This window comes from Pseudomonas sp. IPO3778 (assembly GCF_013386825.1).
Lineage (GTDB): Bacteria > Pseudomonadota > Gammaproteobacteria > Pseudomonadales > Pseudomonadaceae > Aquipseudomonas.
Window position 1 is genome coordinate 16,994 of sequence record NZ_JACARC010000042.1, and the last position, 16,653, is coordinate 33,646.

At 62.7% G+C, this 16,653-nt stretch carries 20 protein-coding genes; 16 read left to right on the forward strand and 4 right to left on the reverse strand.

Annotation, left to right across the window (positions count from 1 at the left end; genetic code table 11):
- Window positions 1-26: 26 nt before the first annotated feature.
- The 7 genes from HX855_RS22555 to HX855_RS22585 all read left to right on the forward strand — a co-directional run bounded on the left by HX855_RS22555 (window position 27) and on the right by HX855_RS22585 (window position 5,754).
- Window positions 27-1,163, forward strand: a complete 1,137-nt coding sequence (locus HX855_RS22555; protein ID WP_177087648.1) for a chemotaxis response regulator protein-glutamate methylesterase — start codon at window positions 27-29, stop codon at window positions 1,161-1,163.
- Entirely contained in the window at window positions 1,163-1,903 is a 741-nt protein-coding gene (locus tag HX855_RS22560) for a flagellar motor protein (protein ID WP_177087646.1), read from the forward strand. Before HX855_RS22555 ends, HX855_RS22560 begins: the two co-directional genes overlap by 1 nt.
- 208 nt (window positions 1,904-2,111) lie before the next feature.
- Complete coding sequence (motD, locus tag HX855_RS22565) at window positions 2,112-2,999, forward strand: flagellar motor protein MotD (RefSeq protein WP_177087643.1); 888 nt, start codon at window positions 2,112-2,114, stop codon at window positions 2,997-2,999.
- 51 nt (window positions 3,000-3,050) lie between these two features.
- Window positions 3,051-3,839: a ParA family protein gene (locus HX855_RS22570; RefSeq protein ID WP_177087641.1), complete on the forward strand. Its 789-nt coding sequence runs from the start codon at window positions 3,051-3,053 to the stop codon at window positions 3,837-3,839.
- Window positions 3,840-3,990: 151 nt separating this feature from the next.
- Window positions 3,991-4,800: a CheW domain-containing protein gene (locus HX855_RS22575; protein WP_177087639.1), complete on the forward strand. Its 810-nt coding sequence runs from the start codon at window positions 3,991-3,993 to the stop codon at window positions 4,798-4,800.
- Between the two features lie 72 nt (window positions 4,801-4,872).
- On the forward strand, window positions 4,873-5,358 hold the full coding sequence (locus HX855_RS22580; protein WP_003210641.1) for a chemotaxis protein CheW: 486 nt from the start codon (window positions 4,873-4,875) through the stop codon (window positions 5,356-5,358).
- Window positions 5,359-5,754: a DUF2802 domain-containing protein gene (locus tag HX855_RS22585; RefSeq protein ID WP_177087637.1), complete on the forward strand. Its 396-nt coding sequence runs from the start codon at window positions 5,359-5,361 to the stop codon at window positions 5,752-5,754.
- A gap of 33 nt (window positions 5,755-5,787) precedes the next feature.
- Here HX855_RS22585 and HX855_RS22590 read toward each other — a convergent pair whose 3' ends face one another.
- The 4 genes from HX855_RS22590 to HX855_RS22605 all read right to left on the reverse strand — a co-directional run bounded on the left by HX855_RS22590 (window position 5,788) and on the right by HX855_RS22605 (window position 9,497).
- Entirely contained in the window at window positions 5,788-6,951 is a 1,164-nt protein-coding gene (locus HX855_RS22590; protein WP_177087635.1) for a hypothetical protein, read from the reverse strand.
- Window positions 6,952-7,034: 83 nt separating this feature from the next.
- A complete protein-coding gene (locus HX855_RS22595) occupies window positions 7,035-7,379 on the reverse strand; it encodes a Rap1a/Tai family immunity protein (protein WP_177087633.1) in 345 nt (114 codons plus the stop codon).
- 202 nt (window positions 7,380-7,581) lie between these two features.
- Window positions 7,582-7,911, reverse strand: a complete 330-nt coding sequence (locus HX855_RS22600; protein WP_177087630.1) for an EscU/YscU/HrcU family type III secretion system export apparatus switch protein — start codon at window positions 7,909-7,911, stop codon at window positions 7,582-7,584.
- Complete coding sequence (locus HX855_RS22605) at window positions 7,908-9,497, reverse strand: flagellar hook-length control protein FliK (RefSeq protein ID WP_177087628.1); 1,590 nt, start codon at window positions 9,495-9,497, stop codon at window positions 7,908-7,910. The genes HX855_RS22600 and HX855_RS22605 overlap by 4 nt, the downstream gene beginning before the upstream one ends.
- Before the next feature lie 198 nt (window positions 9,498-9,695).
- Between HX855_RS22605 and ccmA the strand changes: the two genes are divergently transcribed.
- The 9 genes from ccmA (at window position 9,696) to ccmI (ending at window position 16,643) form a co-directional block, all read left to right on the forward strand.
- Window positions 9,696-10,331: a cytochrome c biogenesis heme-transporting ATPase CcmA gene (ccmA, locus tag HX855_RS22610; protein WP_177087625.1), complete on the forward strand. Its 636-nt coding sequence runs from the start codon at window positions 9,696-9,698 to the stop codon at window positions 10,329-10,331.
- On the forward strand, window positions 10,328-10,996 hold the full coding sequence (gene ccmB, locus HX855_RS22615; RefSeq protein WP_177087623.1) for a heme exporter protein CcmB: 669 nt from the start codon (window positions 10,328-10,330) through the stop codon (window positions 10,994-10,996). Before ccmA ends, ccmB begins: the two co-directional genes overlap by 4 nt.
- An 85-nt stretch (window positions 10,997-11,081) precedes the next feature.
- Complete coding sequence (locus HX855_RS22620) at window positions 11,082-11,837, forward strand: heme ABC transporter permease (RefSeq protein ID WP_177087621.1); 756 nt, start codon at window positions 11,082-11,084, stop codon at window positions 11,835-11,837.
- Entirely contained in the window at window positions 11,834-12,010 is a 177-nt protein-coding gene (gene ccmD, locus HX855_RS22625; protein ID WP_008434788.1) for a heme exporter protein CcmD, read from the forward strand. Before HX855_RS22620 ends, ccmD begins: the two co-directional genes overlap by 4 nt.
- Entirely contained in the window at window positions 12,007-12,462 is a 456-nt protein-coding gene (gene ccmE / locus HX855_RS22630) for a cytochrome c maturation protein CcmE (RefSeq protein ID WP_008434786.1), read from the forward strand. The genes ccmD and ccmE overlap by 4 nt, the downstream gene beginning before the upstream one ends.
- A gap of 3 nt (window positions 12,463-12,465) precedes the next feature.
- Complete coding sequence (locus tag HX855_RS22635; protein ID WP_177087619.1) at window positions 12,466-14,454, forward strand: heme lyase CcmF/NrfE family subunit; 1,989 nt, start codon at window positions 12,466-12,468, stop codon at window positions 14,452-14,454.
- Window positions 14,451-14,987 (forward strand): DsbE family thiol:disulfide interchange protein, encoded by a 537-nt coding sequence (locus tag HX855_RS22640; protein ID WP_177087617.1) that lies wholly within the window; start codon window positions 14,451-14,453, stop codon window positions 14,985-14,987. Before HX855_RS22635 ends, HX855_RS22640 begins: the two co-directional genes overlap by 4 nt.
- Window positions 14,984-15,457 carry a cytochrome c-type biogenesis protein gene (locus HX855_RS22645; protein WP_010166149.1) on the forward strand — a complete coding sequence of 158 codons (474 nt, stop codon included), beginning with the start codon at window positions 14,984-14,986 and terminating at the stop codon, window positions 15,455-15,457. The genes HX855_RS22640 and HX855_RS22645 overlap by 4 nt, the downstream gene beginning before the upstream one ends.
- The gene (ccmI, locus tag HX855_RS22650; RefSeq protein ID WP_177087615.1) at window positions 15,450-16,643 is read left to right on the forward strand and encodes a c-type cytochrome biogenesis protein CcmI; all 1,194 of its coding nucleotides are present in this window, start codon (window positions 15,450-15,452) and stop codon (window positions 16,641-16,643) included. Before HX855_RS22645 ends, ccmI begins: the two co-directional genes overlap by 8 nt.
- The last annotated feature ends 10 nt before the right edge of the window (window positions 16,644-16,653 follow it).

The following is a 16,653-nucleotide window of genomic DNA, read 5'->3' on the forward strand; positions in this document are numbered from 1 at the left end:
CCCTCGCCCGGCCTAACGGAGTGTTTATGGTAGTCAAGGTCCTGGTGGTGGACGATTCGGGTTTCTTCCGCCGCCGCGTCTCGGAAATTCTTTCATCGGATTCCAATATCCAGGTGGTCGGCACGGCCACCAACGGCAAAGAGGCGATCGACCAGGCACTGGCCCTCAAGCCGGACGTGATCACCATGGACTACGAGATGCCGATGATGGACGGCATCACGGCAGTGCGGCACATCATGCAGCGCTGCCCGACGCCGGTGTTGATGTTCTCCTCGCTGACCCACGAAGGCGCCCGGGTAACCCTGGATGCGCTGGACGCCGGCGCGGTGGACTTCCTGCCGAAGAATTTCGAAGACATCTCGCGCAACCCCGAGAAGGTCAAGCAGATGCTCTGCGAGAAGGTGCACAGCATCTCCCGCAGTAACCGTCGCAGCCTGTTCAGTGCGCCGGCGCCGGCGCCCGCGCCTGTTGCCCCGCCACCGCCACCGGCGGCGCCGAGCACCTTTGGTCGCCCGGCACCTGCGCCCGTTGTCACGCGTCCGGCTGCCGCCCCTGTGCGTGCGGCTGCACCCACGGCGCATTCACCGGCACCCAAGCGCAAAGCCTACAAGCTGGTGGCTATCGGCACGTCCACGGGCGGTCCGGTGGCCTTGCAGCGGGTATTGACCCAACTGCCGGCCAACTTCCCGGCCCCGATCGTATTGATCCAGCACATGCCTGCCGCGTTCACCAAGGCCTTTGCCGAGCGTCTGGACAAGCTGTGCCGCATCAGCGTCAAGGAAGCCGAGGATGGCGACATTCTGCGTCCGGGCCTGGCGCTGCTGGCCCCGGGCGGCAAGCAGATGATGGTGGACGGCCGTGGGGCGATCAAAATCCTGCCGGGTGACGAGCGCCTTAACTACAAGCCGTGTGTGGATATCACCTTCGGTTCCGCGGCGAAGTCCTACGGTGACAAAGTTCTGGCGGTGGTGCTGACCGGCATGGGCGCCGACGGACGCGAAGGCGCACGCCTGCTCAAGCAGGGCGGCAGCGCGATCTGGGCCCAGGACGAAGCCAGCTGCGTGATCTATGGCATGCCCATGGCCATCGTCAAAGCCGACCTGGCCGACGCCGTCTACAGCCTGGACGACATCGGCAAGCACCTGGTGGAGGCCTGCCTCTAATGGATGTATTGAGCCTGATTGGCATCATCATGGCGTTTGTCGCGATTATCGGCGGCAACTACCTCGAAGGCGGCCACCTGGGCGCGCTGGCCAACGGCCCTGCGGCGTTGATCGTGATCGGCGGTACGGTGGGCGCGGCGTTGCTGCAGTCGCCCATGAGCTCGTTCAAGCGCGCCATGCAGATCCTCATCTGGATTATTTTCCCGCCACGGGTCGACCTGCCAGGCGGCATCGACCGCGTGGTCAACTGGAGCCTCACGGCGCGCAAGGAAGGCCTGCTGGGCCTGGAAAGCGTGGCTGATGCCGAGCCCGACAGCTACGCACGCAAAGGCCTGCAATTGCTGGTGGACGGGGCCGAGCCGGAAGCGATTCGCAGCATCCTGGAAGTGGACTTCTACACCCAGGAAAGCCGCGACATCAACGCTGCCAAAGTCTTTGAAAGCATGGGCGGCTACGCGCCGACCATCGGCATCATCGGTGCGGTGATGGGGCTGATCCACGTGATGGGCAACCTGGCCGATCCGTCGCAACTGGGCAGCGGTATTGCGGTGGCGTTCGTTGCCACCATCTACGGCGTGGCCAGTGCCAACCTGGTGTTGTTGCCGGTGGCCAGCAAGCTCAAGTCGATCGCCATGCGCCAGTCGCGGTATCGCGAGATGTTGCTCGAGGGCATCCTCTCGATTGCCGAGGGTGAAAACCCACGCTCCATCGAACTGAAGCTCCAGGGCTTCATGGATTGATGATGGATATCGATACGGCTTCCCGCTGGCGAACGGGCTTTTTGTGGCGAGCGAGCTTGCTCGCGTCGGGTTGCGCAGCAGCCCCAACACGGGCTACTCGGTTTCGGCAGGAGAGCAGCGGTGAGCTTGTTGGGGCCGCTTCGCGCCCCAGCGCGAGCAAGCTCGCTCGCCACGGTGAGCCCTATACTCAAAAACTCGGGGAGGTTCTGTGAGCCGTCGCCGTCGCGAACCTGAAGAACACGTCAATCATGAACGCTGGCTGGTGTCCTATGCCGACTTCATCACGCTGCTGTTCGCGTTTTTTGTGGTGATGTATTCCATTTCCTCGATCAACGAGGGCAAGTACAAAGTCATTTCCCAGGCGCTGATCGGCGTGTTCAGCGACGCAGACCGCTCCCTCAAGCCGATCCCGATCGGCGAAGAACGCCCCAAGACCGTGACCCCGGCCAAGCCGCTGGTCAACGACAGCGATGAAACCGCGGCCGGCATCGGGGGCACCAGCGACCCGCTGAAAAGCATCGCCGATGACATCAGCGCGGCCTTTGGCGACCTGATCAGCTCCAACCAGATGACCGTGCGCGGCAATGAGTTGTGGGTGGAAATCGAGCTTAATTCCAGCCTGCTGTTTGCCAGCGCCGATGCGATGCCCAGCGACCAGGCGTTCACCATCATCGACAAGGTGGCGGCGATCCTCAAACCGTTTGAAAACCCGGTCCACGTTGAAGGCTTCACCGATAACCTGCCCATCAGCACGGCGCAGTACCCGACCAACTGGGAGCTGTCTTCGGCCCGTGCCGCGAGCATTGTACGAATGCTCGCGATGCAGGGCGTGAACCCCGGGCGCCTGGCGTCGGTGGGCTACGGCGAGTTCCAGCCGGTGGCCAATAACGCCACGGCGGAAGGCCGCGCGCGCAACCGTCGGGTGGTGCTGGTGGTGTCGCGCAACCTGGATGTGCGCCGCAGCCTGACGGGCACCGGCACCGCCAATGCAACACCGGATGCCGCCTTGAAGCGGGCTGGCACACAAACTGCACCAGCGCCCGTAAAGGCGCCGGTTCGCGGGAGTGCCGTCAATTCTCCGTCACCGGCTCTATAACCCCATGCTATTTCTCGGTCGAGCCTGTGCCTGCCGGGAGGAACAATCCGAATGAGAGTCTGGGCAGTTGCCAATCAAAAGGGTGGTGTCGGTAAAACCACCACGTCCATCGCCTTGGCCGGCTTGCTGGCCGAGGCCGGCAAGCGCGTGGTCGTGGTCGACCTGGATCCCCACGGCTCCATGACCAGCTATTTCGGCTACGACCCGGATGCCCTGGAGCACAGTTGCTACGACCTGTTCCTGCACAAAGGCAGCGTGCCAGCTGACTTGCCGGGCCAGCTGATGCTGCCCACCAGCAATGACAAGATCTCGCTGTTGCCGTCCAGCACCGCCCTGGCCACCCTTGAGCGCCAGTCGCCGGGGCAGAGCGGCCTGGGCCTGGTGATCGCCAAGACCCTGGCGCAGCTGTGGCAGGACTTCGACTACGCCATCATCGACAGCCCGCCGTTGCTGGGCGTGCTGATGGTCAACGCCCTTGCTGCGAGCCAACAACTGGTGATCCCGGTGCAGACCGAGCACCTGGCCGTCAAAGGCCTGGAGCGCATGGTCAGCACCCTGGCGATGATCAACCGTTCGCGCAAACAGGCGCTGCCGTTCAGCATCGTGCCGACCCTGTTTGACCGGCGTACCCAGGCCTCCCTCGGCACCTTGCGTGTGTTGCGCGATGCGTATCCGGACACCATCTGGCAGGGCTATATCCCGGTGGACACGCGCCTGCGGGATGCCAGCCGGGCCGGGCTGACGCCTTCGCAGTTCGACGGTAAAAGCCGTGGTGTGCTGGCGTACCGGGCGTTGCTCAAACACCTGTTGTCCCAGCAACTTGTGGCGCAGGTGGCGTGATGACCCTAAACAGCCCTGTAGGAGCCTGGCTTGCCAGCGATGCAGACGCCGCGGTTTTCCTGACAAAACGGGCTCCCGATTCAAGTCCGGACCCCCACAGGCCGATAACCTCTGAATACAGGGTTGATGGGGCTTGCGCGTGGGCATACCGATGAACCGTCCCGTTGATTTCAAGACCCGGCCGCAACTGGCGCTGGAGTCCTATCTGGACGCCTTGCTGCAAGACGCGACCGAGGAAATGCCGGAACCGATTCTGATCCTCGATGAAGTTATCGAGCCATCACCTGCGGCCCTGGACGAGTTTCAGCTGGCGGTCCTGGAAGAACAGGCCCGTGATGCGTTGGTGCTGCCCCTGGTGGTTCCGGTACCGGTTGCCGTGCCTGCACCCGTCGCGCCTGTGGTGATCGCGCCCGTGGTGGTGGAACCGGTGGTCGAGGTTCACCTCCCGCCAAGCATCACCCCGCCGCCGGTGCAGGGCGATGGTCGTCCGGCGTGGGCGGCCGAGCCGTTTGAATGTTTGCTGTTCGACGTCGCCGGGCTGACCCTGGCGGTGCCGCTGGTGTGCCTGGGTTCGATCTACTCCCTGGAAGGCCAGGAATTGACGCCGTTGTTCGGACAGCCGGAATGGTTCCTCGGGATCCTGCCGAGCCAGCAGGGTAACTTGAAGGTATTGGACACTGCGCGCTGGGTGATGCCCGACCGTTACCGCGACGATTTCCGCCAGGGCCTGCAGTACGTCATCTCGGTCCAGGGCTACGAGTGGGGGCTGGCGGTGCATCAAGTCAGCCGCTCGTTGCGCCTGGACCCCAATGAAATCAAATGGCGCAGCCACCGGGGCCAGCGGCCATGGCTGGCGGGCACCGTGATCGAACACATGTGCGCGTTGCTGGATGTCGCCGAATTGGCAGAGTTGATTGCCAGCGGCGCGGTAAAGGATATGCCGCTCAACAAACGCACTTGATAACAAGCGCAGCGCGCTGGCGCTGCCCAAGAACACACACCGTAACCAACGGTATTTGAAGGGGTCTGGAGTATGAACAAGTCAGTGTCCGCACAAGGTCTGGTGGATGATCCCATCCTGCAATGGGTCACCTTCAAGCTGGACAACGAGTCCTACGGCATCAACGTGATGCGTGTGCAGGAAGTGCTGCGCTACACCGAGATCGCCCCGGTTCCGGGTGCCCCAAGCTACGTGCTGGGCATCATCAACCTGCGCGGCAACGTGGTGACCGTGATCGACACTCGCCAGCGTTTTGGCCTGGTGCCGACCGAAGTCAATGACAACACCCGCATCGTGATCATCGAAGCCGACAAGCAAGTGGTCGGGATCATGGTCGACAGCGTGGCGGAAGTGGTTTACCTGCGCCAATCTGAAGTCGAGACCGCGCCGAACGTCGGCAACGAAGAATCGGCCAAGTTCATCCAGGGTGTCTGCAACAAGAACGGCGAACTGCTGATTCTGGTTGAGCTGGACAAGATGATGAGCGAAGAAGAGTGGCAGGACCTGGAGAATATCTGATTGTTCCTAGAGGTAGCGGTGATCGTCCTGGCCATCCTATGGGCCGGGACCCTGGGCTTCCTGCTGCGCTACGTGCGCCGGCAACGGGAATTGGCCACTCAACAGGTCGAGCGCGACGCCGTGCGTGACCGGCGCATTCTGGAATTGGTCAAGCGGGTCGACCACTTCCAGCAGAGCGCGGTGCGTGTGGGGGACGAAGTGCACGAGCTGCGTTCGGTGCTGGCGCCATTGCCGGACAAGTTGTCGGCGCTGGAACAGCGTGACCCGTCGAGCCTGTCATTTGCCCAGGCGGCAAAGCTGGTGGGCATGGGCGCCACGGTGGATGAGCTGACCCAGTCCTGCGGGTTGACCCAGGCTGAGGCGCAGTTGATGAGCAAGTTGCACAAGAACGGCTGAAGGTTACGAGCTGCAAGCGGGTTTGCCTGCAGCTTATAGCTGATGCCGGTTGCTCAGCCATTCGGCCATGGTCGAGTCCTCCAGGGCGTATTCGCCACGGTTGGCTTTCCAGACCAATTCCTTTTCCCGCAGCACTTCCAGTGCTTTCTGCACGTTGGGCGTGCTGGCGTTCGGTTCCGCCTGGGCCAACTCCAATTTGCTGTTCACATCCTGGAAGGTTTTTTCCGCAAACGGGGAGAACGCTTGCTTGCCCAGGGTTCGTTCGCCCATCACTTCCAGGACTGCTTGTTGCAAAGGGGACAGGTCGTTGTAGGCGCTCTCGTAGTCGCTCCAGATCCCGGCCTGGTGATTGAGGGCCCCTGTTCTCAGCAATTCGCCAAGGTTGCTGGCCTCGCCCAGGCCCACGCTCACTTCGGTCAATAGTGTGTTGAGCATTTCCGGGCGTCGGCCGACGAGCTGGAACGCGTAGTCCATGTCCTCAAGGTTGAACTGGTTGCTCGCCGCCAGGCGCTGGTTCCACAGGTCCGTCACGAACTCGACGTAATCCCGGCTCAGCAGGGGGAACGGCGTGATGTGGGCACCGAAGAAGGGTTGTTTGCTCTTGAGTACCAGGTTGGCCAGTTTGTCCCGGCTGGACCCGGTGAACACCAGGCGCAGGCCGTCTGCGGTGGTGCCGCCGTTGAGATGATCCCGTGCCGCCTTGAGGGCAAACATTGCGTTTACGCCATTTTCGCTGTTGAGGGCATGCTGGGCTTCGTCCACGATCAGCACGATCATCTGCCCCGAGACCTGGTGCAGCACGTCCAGGGCGTGGCTGAGCGTCGTGCCGGCGGGCAGTTGAGGCTTGGTGAAATCCCAACTCAGGGTGCGCAGCAAGCTGATCTTGTCGATACCGGCTTTCTTGGCCGCTTTGCTCACGGCGCTTTCGAATTCGCCCAGGGCTTTGCCGATGGCGCCGGAAATCAGCGCGGCGGGGTCGATTTCGCGGTTCATCCACAGGTCCACATAAACCGGCAGCCAGCCGCGAGCCTTGCATTCGGGGATGAGGTCGTTGCGCAGGAACGTGCTCTTGCCGGTACGGCGAGGGGCCGCGAGGAACATGCCGGAGCTGTAATCGGCAAATGACTCGCCCGCCAAATCACGGGCGAGGGCTTCGGCGAGTAGCTTTCGACTGAGGATCGGGCGGGTCGGGCTCATGACGTTATCCTGAACTATCGGGTTCGAGATAATTTATACCATGAAAGATATAATTGCTATACATCAGCGGCTGCGGCTTCCCGCTATAGCGAGTTGGTGCCTTTCTTTGGGCAAGGATAATGTTCGGTAATTGCACCCCTGACCAGCCGGGCCGTGCCGCCTCGCTCTGCCGCAGGGTATTTCTTGCTGTACGCCAGAACCCTATCGACCAAACGCCCTGGCTCCAAGCTTTCCGGCAGGCAAAGGCGGCGGTTTCTGGGGGTGAATTCGTCCAGGTATTCCAGTGTTCTCAGTACGCCGGTGGTGATGCCAAGGCAATAGGCTGACGCGTAGGAAGGTGGCGCATCCGGCGACATTTCCCTGGCTTCGCGACAGGCCGCAAGGTATTCATGGGCCTCGTTGCTGGCCGTTGCCGTCAGGGAAAACACACAGAGACTCAGTGCTACCAGGATTGAAGTCCGTTTCAACTGCCGTGCTCCGGGATTAAGGGGTCGCGACAGATTAATTCCCAGTTGTTACGGCTTAATGTGGGCAAATCAAGTGTGGGAGCGGGCTTGCTCGCGAAAGCGCTGGATCAGTCACAGATGTATTGACTGATACGCTGCATTCGCGAGCAAGCCCGCTCCCACATTAATAATCGTCGCCTCTTTCCGTCACATCCCGCTCCAACGGCCCCGCATCCGGGTCGTATCCCACCGGGAACTTGCCCTTCAACGTCCAGGCAAACGCGATGATCTCGGCGATGGTGCGGTACAGCTCCTCGGGGATGCTGTCGCCCAATTCCATGCGCGCCAGTAATTTGACCAGCTCGGCATTTTCGTAAATCGGTACTTCATTTTCCCGGGCCAGTTTCAGGATGGCTTCGGCCAGGGCGTCGTCGCCCTTGGCGGTCAGGGTCGGGGCTTGCTGGCCGTCGTATTTGAGGGCAATGGCCTGGCGCGGCGGGTTGGGGTTTTTCATGCGGTTTCGTCCACCCAGCGTTGTTCCAGCCCGGTTTTCGGGCCCCGTGGCGGGGTGCCGAGGTGGCAGTCCAGGTCGCCGACGTTGAGCCCCGACGACACCAGGCGTTCCCGCAGGCTGCCCAAGTGGCTTTCGATCAGGCTGGCGGTGAACGGGCGGGTGGCCCACAGCTGACTCGACAGTTTGCCCTGGCTCAATTGGGCTTGGACCTGCAACGGGCCCAGGGGCTCCATGTCGAGGGCCATCTCCACGCGCCAGAGCATTTGCTTGGGGTCTTTGCTGTCCTTACGTTCCGGCTGCTCCTTGTCGGGGGCCGGCTCTTCCCGCTGAAACTTGACCTGCAACGGCACGATGTCCTGCAAGGTGCGCATGGGGATTTCCAGCTGCCAGGTGGTCAAGAGCTTGCCGTCGGCGGTGGTGCCGGTTTGTTCCAGGCTGGACAGCTGATGGCTTTGCAGGCGGGAAATAGCGCCGGCGGCCAGGCGCAGCAGGTTTTCCAGGTCGCTCTCACCTTCCAGGCGTTGCATCAGCCGATCGGGCAGCGGAAAGCCAGCAGGGGCTTGGCGGGCGCCGACCTGGCCGAGGGTGCCCAACGGGCTGCGCACGAAGCTGGGCAGCAACTGCGCCAGGGTATTGGCCGCCAGGATCGCATTGAGGTTGGTGCTGGCGGGAAGAGCAGGCAGCAGGTCAGCAACGAAGCGCAATAGGGCGCCTTTCATGTCCAACGGCGGTATTTGCGGGTTTTGCCCGGCGAGCAGCTTGGCTTCGAGGAATGTCCCGCTGTTCTGTACCAGTTGGGCCAGCACCTTGGGATTACTGGCCTGGGCCAGATCGGGCAGGCCCGCCAGTAAACGCTCGGCCGCGGCAAACAAGTCTGACGAGGTGCTGCTGTTGCTGCTGTTGGTTGCCGGTAAGCTCTGCAGCGCGGTGAACACCACGTCCAGCGAACCCTGGCGGCTTTGCTGGGTGGAGAGCTGCTGAGCCACGGCCAGTTGGTCCTGGCGGCCGCTCAGCGGCACAAAGCTCAAGGTCTGGGCACTTTGCACCACGGCGCTGAGCAAGCTGCCGATGCGCAATGGCTGCGGGCTTTCGACCGTCAGGGTTGCGCCGCTGAGGACGTTATTGAGCACCGACACCAGCGAGCGGTACACCACCGGCTGGTTGGCCCCCTGTGGCAGCGCCTGGGTGGTCAGCACCTTGCCTTGCAGCAGCGTGCCCACGGGCAATTGGGTGGTGTCGATGCGCGTCAGTGCGGCGACGCTGGAACTCAGGGCCTGCTGCAAACTGATGGACAAATTGCCCGAAGGCGTCTGGCTGACTTCCACCTGGGTGCCCAGCGGCAGCGGTTGGCTGCTGCTGGCCTGCACCAGGGTTTGCCGGCCGCTGTCCAGGGTCAGCTTGAGCAGTAATTGAAAGGCATCGCCGCCTTGTTTCAGCGCCAGTACCTCGGCGTTCACGGTTTTTCCGGGGTCAATCAGGCCGGTCTGCGGCTCCAGCAGTTTCAGCAACTCACCCGTCGCGGGCGCGGGCGCGGGCCCCACCGGTAGCGTCGGAGGAAGCGTAGGTAGATTGATCTCACCGGTCATCGTGTGCGCCGTCTCAAGGGAAATTGCCCTCTTTAGAGTAGGGCATCGCATGTATAATGCCGCCCGTCTTCAAAGAGAGCGGTATAAACATCACAACTATTTGATCCAGCTCTCTAAAACCGGTCGCCAAAGCAGTTAATGTGCATCTCTTTAACGGCCGTTCCACCGCCGACTTGAACCGTAAAGGCCCGCGATCTTTTGACCAGCCCTCTTCTAGAAGCCGTAGCGCTCGCTTGTGAACGTGACCTGCGGATGCTGTTCGAACACCTCGAACTGCGTCTGGCGGGCGGCGATATGGTGCAGGTCAGCGGCCCCAACGGCAGCGGCAAGACCAGCCTGTTGCGTCTGCTGGCCGGGCTGATGCAGCCGACGGCGGGCGAAGTGCGGCTCAACGGCAAACCGTTGCACGCGCAGCGCACGGAACTGGCCCGCAACCTGATCTGGATCGGCCACGCCGCCGGGATCAAGGACGTGCTCACCGCCGAAGAAAACCTCAGTTGGCTCAGTGCCCTGCATCATCCCGCAAGCCGCGAGGCCATCTGGCAGGCTCTGGCCGCGGTTGGCCTCAAGGGTTTCGAAGACGTTCCCTGCCACACCCTGTCCGCCGGCCAGCAGCGCCGCGTGGCCCTGGCCCGTTTGTACCTGGACGGGCCGCCGCTGTGGATTCTCGACGAACCCTTCACCGCCCTCGACAAACAAGGCGTGGCCCAGCTTGAAGAACACCTGGCCACCCATTGCGAGCAGGGCGGGATGGTGCTCCTGACCACCCACCACACGTTGGCGCGCATGCCCGCCGGTTACCGCGATCTTGATCTGGGCCGGTGGTCGGTATGAGTGTATTTGCCCTGTTGGTGGCCCGCGAAGCGCGGTTACTCTGTCGCCGCCCGGCCGAACTGGCCAACCCGCTGGTATTCTTCGCGATTGTGATCGCGCTGTTCCCGTTGGCGGTCGGCCCCGAGACTAAACTGTTGCAAACCTTGTCTCCGGGACTGGTCTGGGTGGCGGCGCTTTTATCGGTCCTGCTCTCGCTGGACGGGCTGTTTCGCAGTGATTTTGAAGACGGTTCCCTTGAACAGTGGGTCCTTTCGTCGCACCCTCTGCCTCTTCTGGTTCTGGCCAAGGTACTGGCACACTGGGCGTTTTCCGGCCTGGCGCTGGTGTTCCTCGCGCCGCTGCTGGCGATGATGCTGGGGTTGCCCACCGAGTGCCTGCCGGTGTTGCTCCTGTCATTATTGCTGGGGACGCCGGTGCTCAGTTTGTTGGGGGCGGTAGGTGCGGCGCTGACAGTCGGTTTGAAACGCGGCGGCCTGTTGCTGGCCCTGCTGATTTTGCCTTTGTATATCCCGGTGTTGATCCTGGGCAGCGGCGCGTTACAAGCCGCACTCCAGGGCATGCCGGCGACCGGTTACCTCCTGTGGCTTGGCAGCCTGGCCGCCCTGGCGGTAACCCTGACACCCTTTGCTATAGCGGCTGGCCTGAAGATCAGCGTCGGCGAATAATGAGGTCTGGTTAAGCGTTATAACCTTAATCAGTAAAGACCCTTGGCTCCTCGCAATGACGAGAAGCAACCGTGATGGAAACAGCATGAACTGGACCTGGTTTCACAAGCTCGGCTCGCCCAAATGGTTTTACGGCATCAGTGGCAAACTGCTGCCGTGGTTGAGCATCGCCGCGGTATTGCTGATCGGCATCGGCCTGGTCTGGGGCCTGGCCTTCGCGCCGCCGGACTATCAGCAAGGCAACAGCTTTCGCATCATTTATATCCACGTTCCCGCCGCGATGCTGGCCCAGTCCTGCTACGTGATGCTGGCGGTGTGCGGCGTCGTTGGCCTGGTGTGGAAGATGAAACTGGCGGACGTGGCCCTGCAATGCGCCGCGCCCATCGGCGCCTGGATGACCGCCGTGGCGCTGGTCACCGGCGCGATCTGGGGCAAGCCGACCTGGGGTTCGTGGTGGGTCTGGGACGCGCGACTCACGTCGATGCTGATCCTGCTGTTCCTGTACTTCGGCCTGATCGCCCTGGGCAACGCCATCAGCAACCGTGACAGCGCCGCCAAGGCCTGCGCGGTGCTGGCGATTGTCGGCGTGATCAACATCCCGATCATCAAATACTCGGTGGAGTGGTGGAGCACCCTGCACCAGGGCGCCACCTTCACCCTCACCGAAAAGCCGGCCATGCCCGTGGAAATGTGGGCGCCGCTGCTGCTGATGGTGCTGGGGTTCTACTGCTTCTTCGGCGCGGTGTTGCTGCTGCGCATGCGCCTTGAAGTGCTCAAGCGTGAAGCCCGCACCAGTTGGGTCAAGGCCGAAGTGCAAAACAGCCTGGGAGCCCGTGGATGAGCTTCAACTCTTTCAGTGATTTTCTCGCCATGGGCCATCACGCCCTGTACGTCTGGACGGCCTATGGCATCTGCCTGGCGGTGCTGGCCCTCAACGTCGCCGCGCCGATCCTGGCCCGCAAGCGTTACCTGCAACAAGAGGCGCGTCGTTTGCGCCGGGAGACCGAAAAGTGAATCCGCTGCGTAGAAAGCGTCTGTTGATCATCCTGGCCATCATGGCCGGTGTCGGCATTGCCGTGACCCTGGCCCTGAGCGCCCTGCGGGAGAACATCAACCTGTTCTACACCCCGACCCAGATCGCCAACGGCGAAGCGCCGCTGGACACGCGCATCCGCGCCGGTGGCATGGTCGAGAAGGGCTCGCTGCAACGTTCCGGGGATTCCCTCGACGTGAAATTCATCGTCACCGACTTCAACAAATCCGTGACCATCACCTACCGCGGCATCCTCCCAGACCTGTTCCGCGAAGGGCAGGGCATCGTCGCCCTCGGCAAGCTCAACGCCGACGGCGTGGTCGTGGCCGATGAAGTGCTGGCCAAGCACGATGAAAAATACATGCCGCCGGAAGTCACCAAGGCCCTCAAAGACAGCGGCCAATCCGCCCCGACCCCCGCCAAGGAGGGCTAAGTCATGACGTCCGCATTGTTTATTCCGGAGCTTGGCCAGTTGGCGATGATCCTCGCCCTGTGCTTCGCCATCGTCCAGGCCGTGGTCCCGTTGCTGGGCGCCTGGCGCGGTGACCGCCTGTGGATGAGCCTGGCCCAGCCGGCTGCCTGGGGCCAGTTCGCCTTTTTGGTGTTCGCCTTCGGTTGCCTGACCTACGCCTTCATGACCGACGACTTTTCCGTCGCCTATGTGGCCAACAACTCCAACAGCGCCTTGCCCTGGTACTACAAGTTCAGCGCCGTGTGGGGTGCCCACGAAGGGTCGTTGCTGCTGTGGGCGTTGATCCTCGGCGGCTGGACCTTTGCCGTGTCAATCTTCTCCCGCCAGTTGCCGCAAGTGATGCTGGCCCGTGTGCTGGCGGTGATGGGCATGATCAGCATTGGCTTCCTGCTGTTTCTGATCATGACCTCCAACCCGTTCACCCGCATCCTGCCGCAGATCCCGGTCGACGGGCACGACCTCAACCCGCTGCTGCAAGACATCGGCCTGATCGTGCACCCGCCGATGCTCTACATGGGTTACGTGGGGTTCTCGGTGGCCTTCGCGTTCGCCATCGCCGCGTTGCTCGGCGGTCGCCTTGATGCGGCCTGGGCGCGCTGGTCGCGGCCCTGGACCATCGTCGCCTGGGCGTTCCTCGGCATCGGCATCACCCTGGGCTCGTGGTGGGCCTACTACGAACTCGGCTGGGGCGGCTGGTGGTTCTGGGACCCGGTGGAAAACGCCTCGTTCATGCCCTGGCTGGTGGGCACGGCGCTGATTCACTCGCTGGCGGTCACTGAAAAACGTGGCGTGTTCAAGAGCTGGACCGTGTTGCTGGCCATCGCGGCGTTTTCCCTGAGCCTGCTGGGGACGTTCCTGGTGCGCTCCGGCGTGCTGACCTCGGTGCACGCGTTTGCCTCCGACCCGGAGCGCGGCGTGTTCATCCTGATCTTCCTGCTGTTTGTGGTCGGCGGCTCGCTTACCCTGTTCGCCCTGCGCGCGCCCGTGGTCAAGAGCCACGTGGGCTTCAACCTCTGGTCCCGGGAAACCCTGCTGCTGGGTAACAACCTGGTGCTGGTGGTGGCGGCCTCGATGATCCTGCTCGGCACCTTGTACCCGCTGGCCCTGGATGCCCTGAGCGGCGCGAAACTGTCCGTTGGCCCGCCGTACTTCAATGCACTGTTCATCCCGTTGATGGCGTTGCTGATGGTGGTGATGGCGGTGGGCGTACTGGTGCGCTGGAAAGACACCCCGGTGAAATGGCTGGTGGGCATGCTCGCGCCGGTGCTGCTGGGCAGCGCCGCGCTGGCCGTGATCGCCGGCATTGCCTACGGCGACTTCAACTGGGCCGTGCTCGCCACCTTCATGCTCGCCGCCTGGGTATTGCTGGCCGGCGTGCGCGACCTGATCGACAAGACCCGCCACAAAGGCCTGATCAAAGGCCTGCCGACCATGACCCGCAGCTACTGGGGCATGCAGGTCGCGCATATCGGCATCGCCGTGTGTGCCCTGGGCGTGGTGTTGTCCAGCCAGAACAGCGCCGAGCGTGACCTGCGCCTGGCGCCGGGCGAGTCCATGGACCTGGCCGGTTACCACTTCATTTTCGAAGGCGCCAAGCACTTCGAGGGCCCGAACTTCACCTCCGACAAAGGCACAGTACGTGTGGTGCGCAATGGCAAGGAAGTAGCGCTGTTGCACCCGGAAAAACGCCTGTACACCGTGCAAAGCTCGATGATGACCGAAGCCGGGATCGACGCCGGTTTCACCCGCGACCTCTACGTGGCGCTGGGTGAACCCCTGGGCGATGGCGCCTGGGCCGTGCGGGTGCACGTCAAACCGTTTGTGCGCTGGATCTGGTTCGGCGGGCTGCTGACTGGCTTCGGTGGTTTGCTGGCAGCGACGGACCGGCGTTACCGGGTCAAGGTCAAGAGCCAGGTGCGTGAAGCCCTCGGCCTGCAAGGAGCGGCGGTATGAAGCGTTGGTTGATGGTGTTACCGCTGGCGGCGTTCCTGGTGGTGGCGGTGTTTCTGTATCGCGGGCTCTACCTGGACCCGGCCGAGCTGCCCTCGGCGATGATCGGCAAGCCGTTCCCGGCGTTCTCGCTGCCGACCGTACAGGGCGACAAAACCCTGACCCAGGCTGATTTGCTGGGCAAACCGGCACTGGTCAACGTGTGGGGCACCTGGTGCATTTCCTGCCGCGTCGAGCACCCGGTGCTGAACAAGCTGGCCGAGAACGGCGTGGTGATCTACGGCATCAACTACAAGGACGACAACGCGGCCGCCTTGAAGTGGCTGGCCGAATTTCACAACCCGTACCAGTTGGATATCCGCGACGAAGACGGCAACCTCGGCCTGAACCTCGGCGTATATGGCGCCCCGGAAACCTTCTTCATCGACGCCAAGGGCGTGATCCGCGACAAGTACGTGGGCGTGATCGACGAAGTGGTGTGGCGCGAGCAACTGGCTGCCAAGTACCAGGCGCTGGTGGATGAGGCCAAGCCATGAAGCGTTGGTTAGCCGCCGCGGTATTGGGCTTGAGCATGGTCGGCGTGGCCCACGCCGCCATCGACACCTACGAATTTGCCAAGGACGGTGACCGCGAGCGTTTTCGCGAACTGACCAAGGAACTGCGCTGCCCCAAGTGCCAGAACCAGGACATCGCCGACTCCAATGCGCCGATCGCCGCCGACCTGCGCAAAGAGATTTTCCGCATGCTCGGCGAGGGCAAGGACAATCAGCAGATCATCGACTTCATGGTCGACCGCTACGGTGACTTCGTGCGCTACAAGCCGGCGCTCACCGGCAAGACAGCGCTGCTGTGGTTCGGCCCCGCCGGGCTGTTGCTCGCCGGCGTGGTGGTGATGGCGGTGATTGTGCGCCGCCGTCGTGTCGCCCCGGCCGATGGCTCGGACTCGCTTTCCGTCGATGAGCGTCAACGCCTCGACCAACTGCTGGACAAAAAAACTGATGATTGATTTCTGGCTCGCAGCCGGTCTGCTGCTTCTGATTGCTCTGAGTTTCCTGTTGATCCCGGTGTTACGCGGCCGCCGTGCCCAGCGTGAAGAGGATCGCACTGCGCTGAACGTGGCGCTGTATCAAGAACGTGTGGCGGAACTGCAAACCCAGCAAGACGAAGGCGTGCTGAATACGGCGCAACTGGACAGCGGTCGCGCTGAAGCGGCCCGTGAGCTGCTGGCGGACACCGAAGGGGTGGAACAGCCCCGGGAATCGCGCCTCGGCAAACCGCTGCCGTTTCTGGCGGCGTTTCTGGTGCCGGTATTGGGCGTGGCGCTGTACCTGCATTATGGCGCCAGCGACAAGGTCGAACTGACCCGGGAATTCTCCCAGCCGCCGGTGTCCATGGAAGACATGACCCGCCGTCTGGAGCGCGCCGCCGCAGCCCAACCGGATTCGCCGGAAGGCTTGTACTTCCTCGGCCGTGCCTACATGGCCCAGAACCGCTCGGCCGATGCGGCTAAAGTTTTCGAGCGCACCGTGGCCCTGGCCGGTCGCCAGCCCGAGCTGCTCGGCCAATGGGCCCAGGCCCAGTACTTTGCCGACAACAAACAGTGGTCGCCCAAGGTCCAGGCCTTGACCGACGAAGCCCTGAAACTCGACCCGAAAGAAGTCACCAGCCTCGGCCTGCTGGGCATCGCCGCCTTTGAAGGCCAGCGGTACCAGGAAGCGATCGACTACTGGAACCGCCTGCTGGCGCAACTGCCGCCGGAAGACAACTCCCGCGCCGCGCTGCAAGGCGGCATTGATCGGGCTGCCGAGAAGCTCAAAGAGAGCGGCGGTACCGTGGCGCCCGTGAAGGCACAAAAGCAGATGCAAGTACGCGTGGATTTGGCGGCGGACGTGAAGGCCAAGGCCTTGCCGACCGACAGCGTGTTCATCTTCGCCCGCGCCGTCAAAGGCCCGCCGGCGCCGCTGGCCGCCAAGCGCGTGACCGTGGCCGACCTGCCGATCACCGTCGAACTGGGCGATGCCGACGCGATGATGCCGCAGTTGAAACTGTCCAACTTTCCCGAAGTCCAACTGGTTGCGCGCATATCCCGGGCAGGTGTTCCCACAACTGGCGAGTGGATCGGCCGCAGCCAACCCTTGGCCAGCAGCACCACTGCGCTGCAGCAGCTGACCATCGACAGTCCGGATAAATAATTCGAGGAAA

Bases quoted from the DNA above. Each gene is read 5' to 3' on its own strand.
- HX855_RS22640 (WP_177087617.1), top strand. From the start codon at position 14,451: ATGAAGCGTTGGTTGATGGTGTTACCGCTGGCGGCGTTCCTGGTGGTG.
- HX855_RS22570 (WP_177087641.1), top strand. From the start codon at position 3,051: ATGAGAGTCTGGGCAGTTGCCAATCAAAAGGGTGGTGTCGGTAAAACC.
- ccmI (WP_177087615.1), top strand. From the start codon at position 15,450: ATGATTGATTTCTGGCTCGCAGCCGGTCTGCTGCTTCTGATTGCTCTG.
- HX855_RS22580 (WP_003210641.1), top strand. From the start codon at position 4,873: ATGAACAAGTCAGTGTCCGCACAAGGTCTGGTGGATGATCCCATCCTG.
- HX855_RS22645 (WP_010166149.1), top strand. From the start codon at position 14,984: ATGAAGCGTTGGTTAGCCGCCGCGGTATTGGGCTTGAGCATGGTCGGC.
- ccmD (WP_008434788.1), top strand. From the start codon at position 11,834: ATGAGCTTCAACTCTTTCAGTGATTTTCTCGCCATGGGCCATCACGCC.
- ccmB (WP_177087623.1), top strand. From the start codon at position 10,328: ATGAGTGTATTTGCCCTGTTGGTGGCCCGCGAAGCGCGGTTACTCTGT.
- HX855_RS22635 (WP_177087619.1), top strand. From the start codon at position 12,466: ATGACGTCCGCATTGTTTATTCCGGAGCTTGGCCAGTTGGCGATGATC.
- HX855_RS22575 (WP_177087639.1), top strand. From the start codon at position 3,991: ATGAACCGTCCCGTTGATTTCAAGACCCGGCCGCAACTGGCGCTGGAG.
- HX855_RS22560 (WP_177087646.1), top strand. From the start codon at position 1,163: ATGGATGTATTGAGCCTGATTGGCATCATCATGGCGTTTGTCGCGATT.
- HX855_RS22590 (WP_177087635.1), bottom strand. From the start codon at position 6,951: ATGAGCCCGACCCGCCCGATCCTCAGTCGAAAGCTACTCGCCGAAGCC.
- HX855_RS22620 (WP_177087621.1), top strand. From the start codon at position 11,082: ATGAACTGGACCTGGTTTCACAAGCTCGGCTCGCCCAAATGGTTTTAC.
- HX855_RS22555 (WP_177087648.1), top strand. From the start codon at position 27: ATGGTAGTCAAGGTCCTGGTGGTGGACGATTCGGGTTTCTTCCGCCGC.
- HX855_RS22600 (WP_177087630.1), bottom strand. From the start codon at position 7,911: ATGAAAAACCCCAACCCGCCGCGCCAGGCCATTGCCCTCAAATACGAC.
- HX855_RS22605 (WP_177087628.1), bottom strand. From the start codon at position 9,497: ATGACCGGTGAGATCAATCTACCTACGCTTCCTCCGACGCTACCGGTG.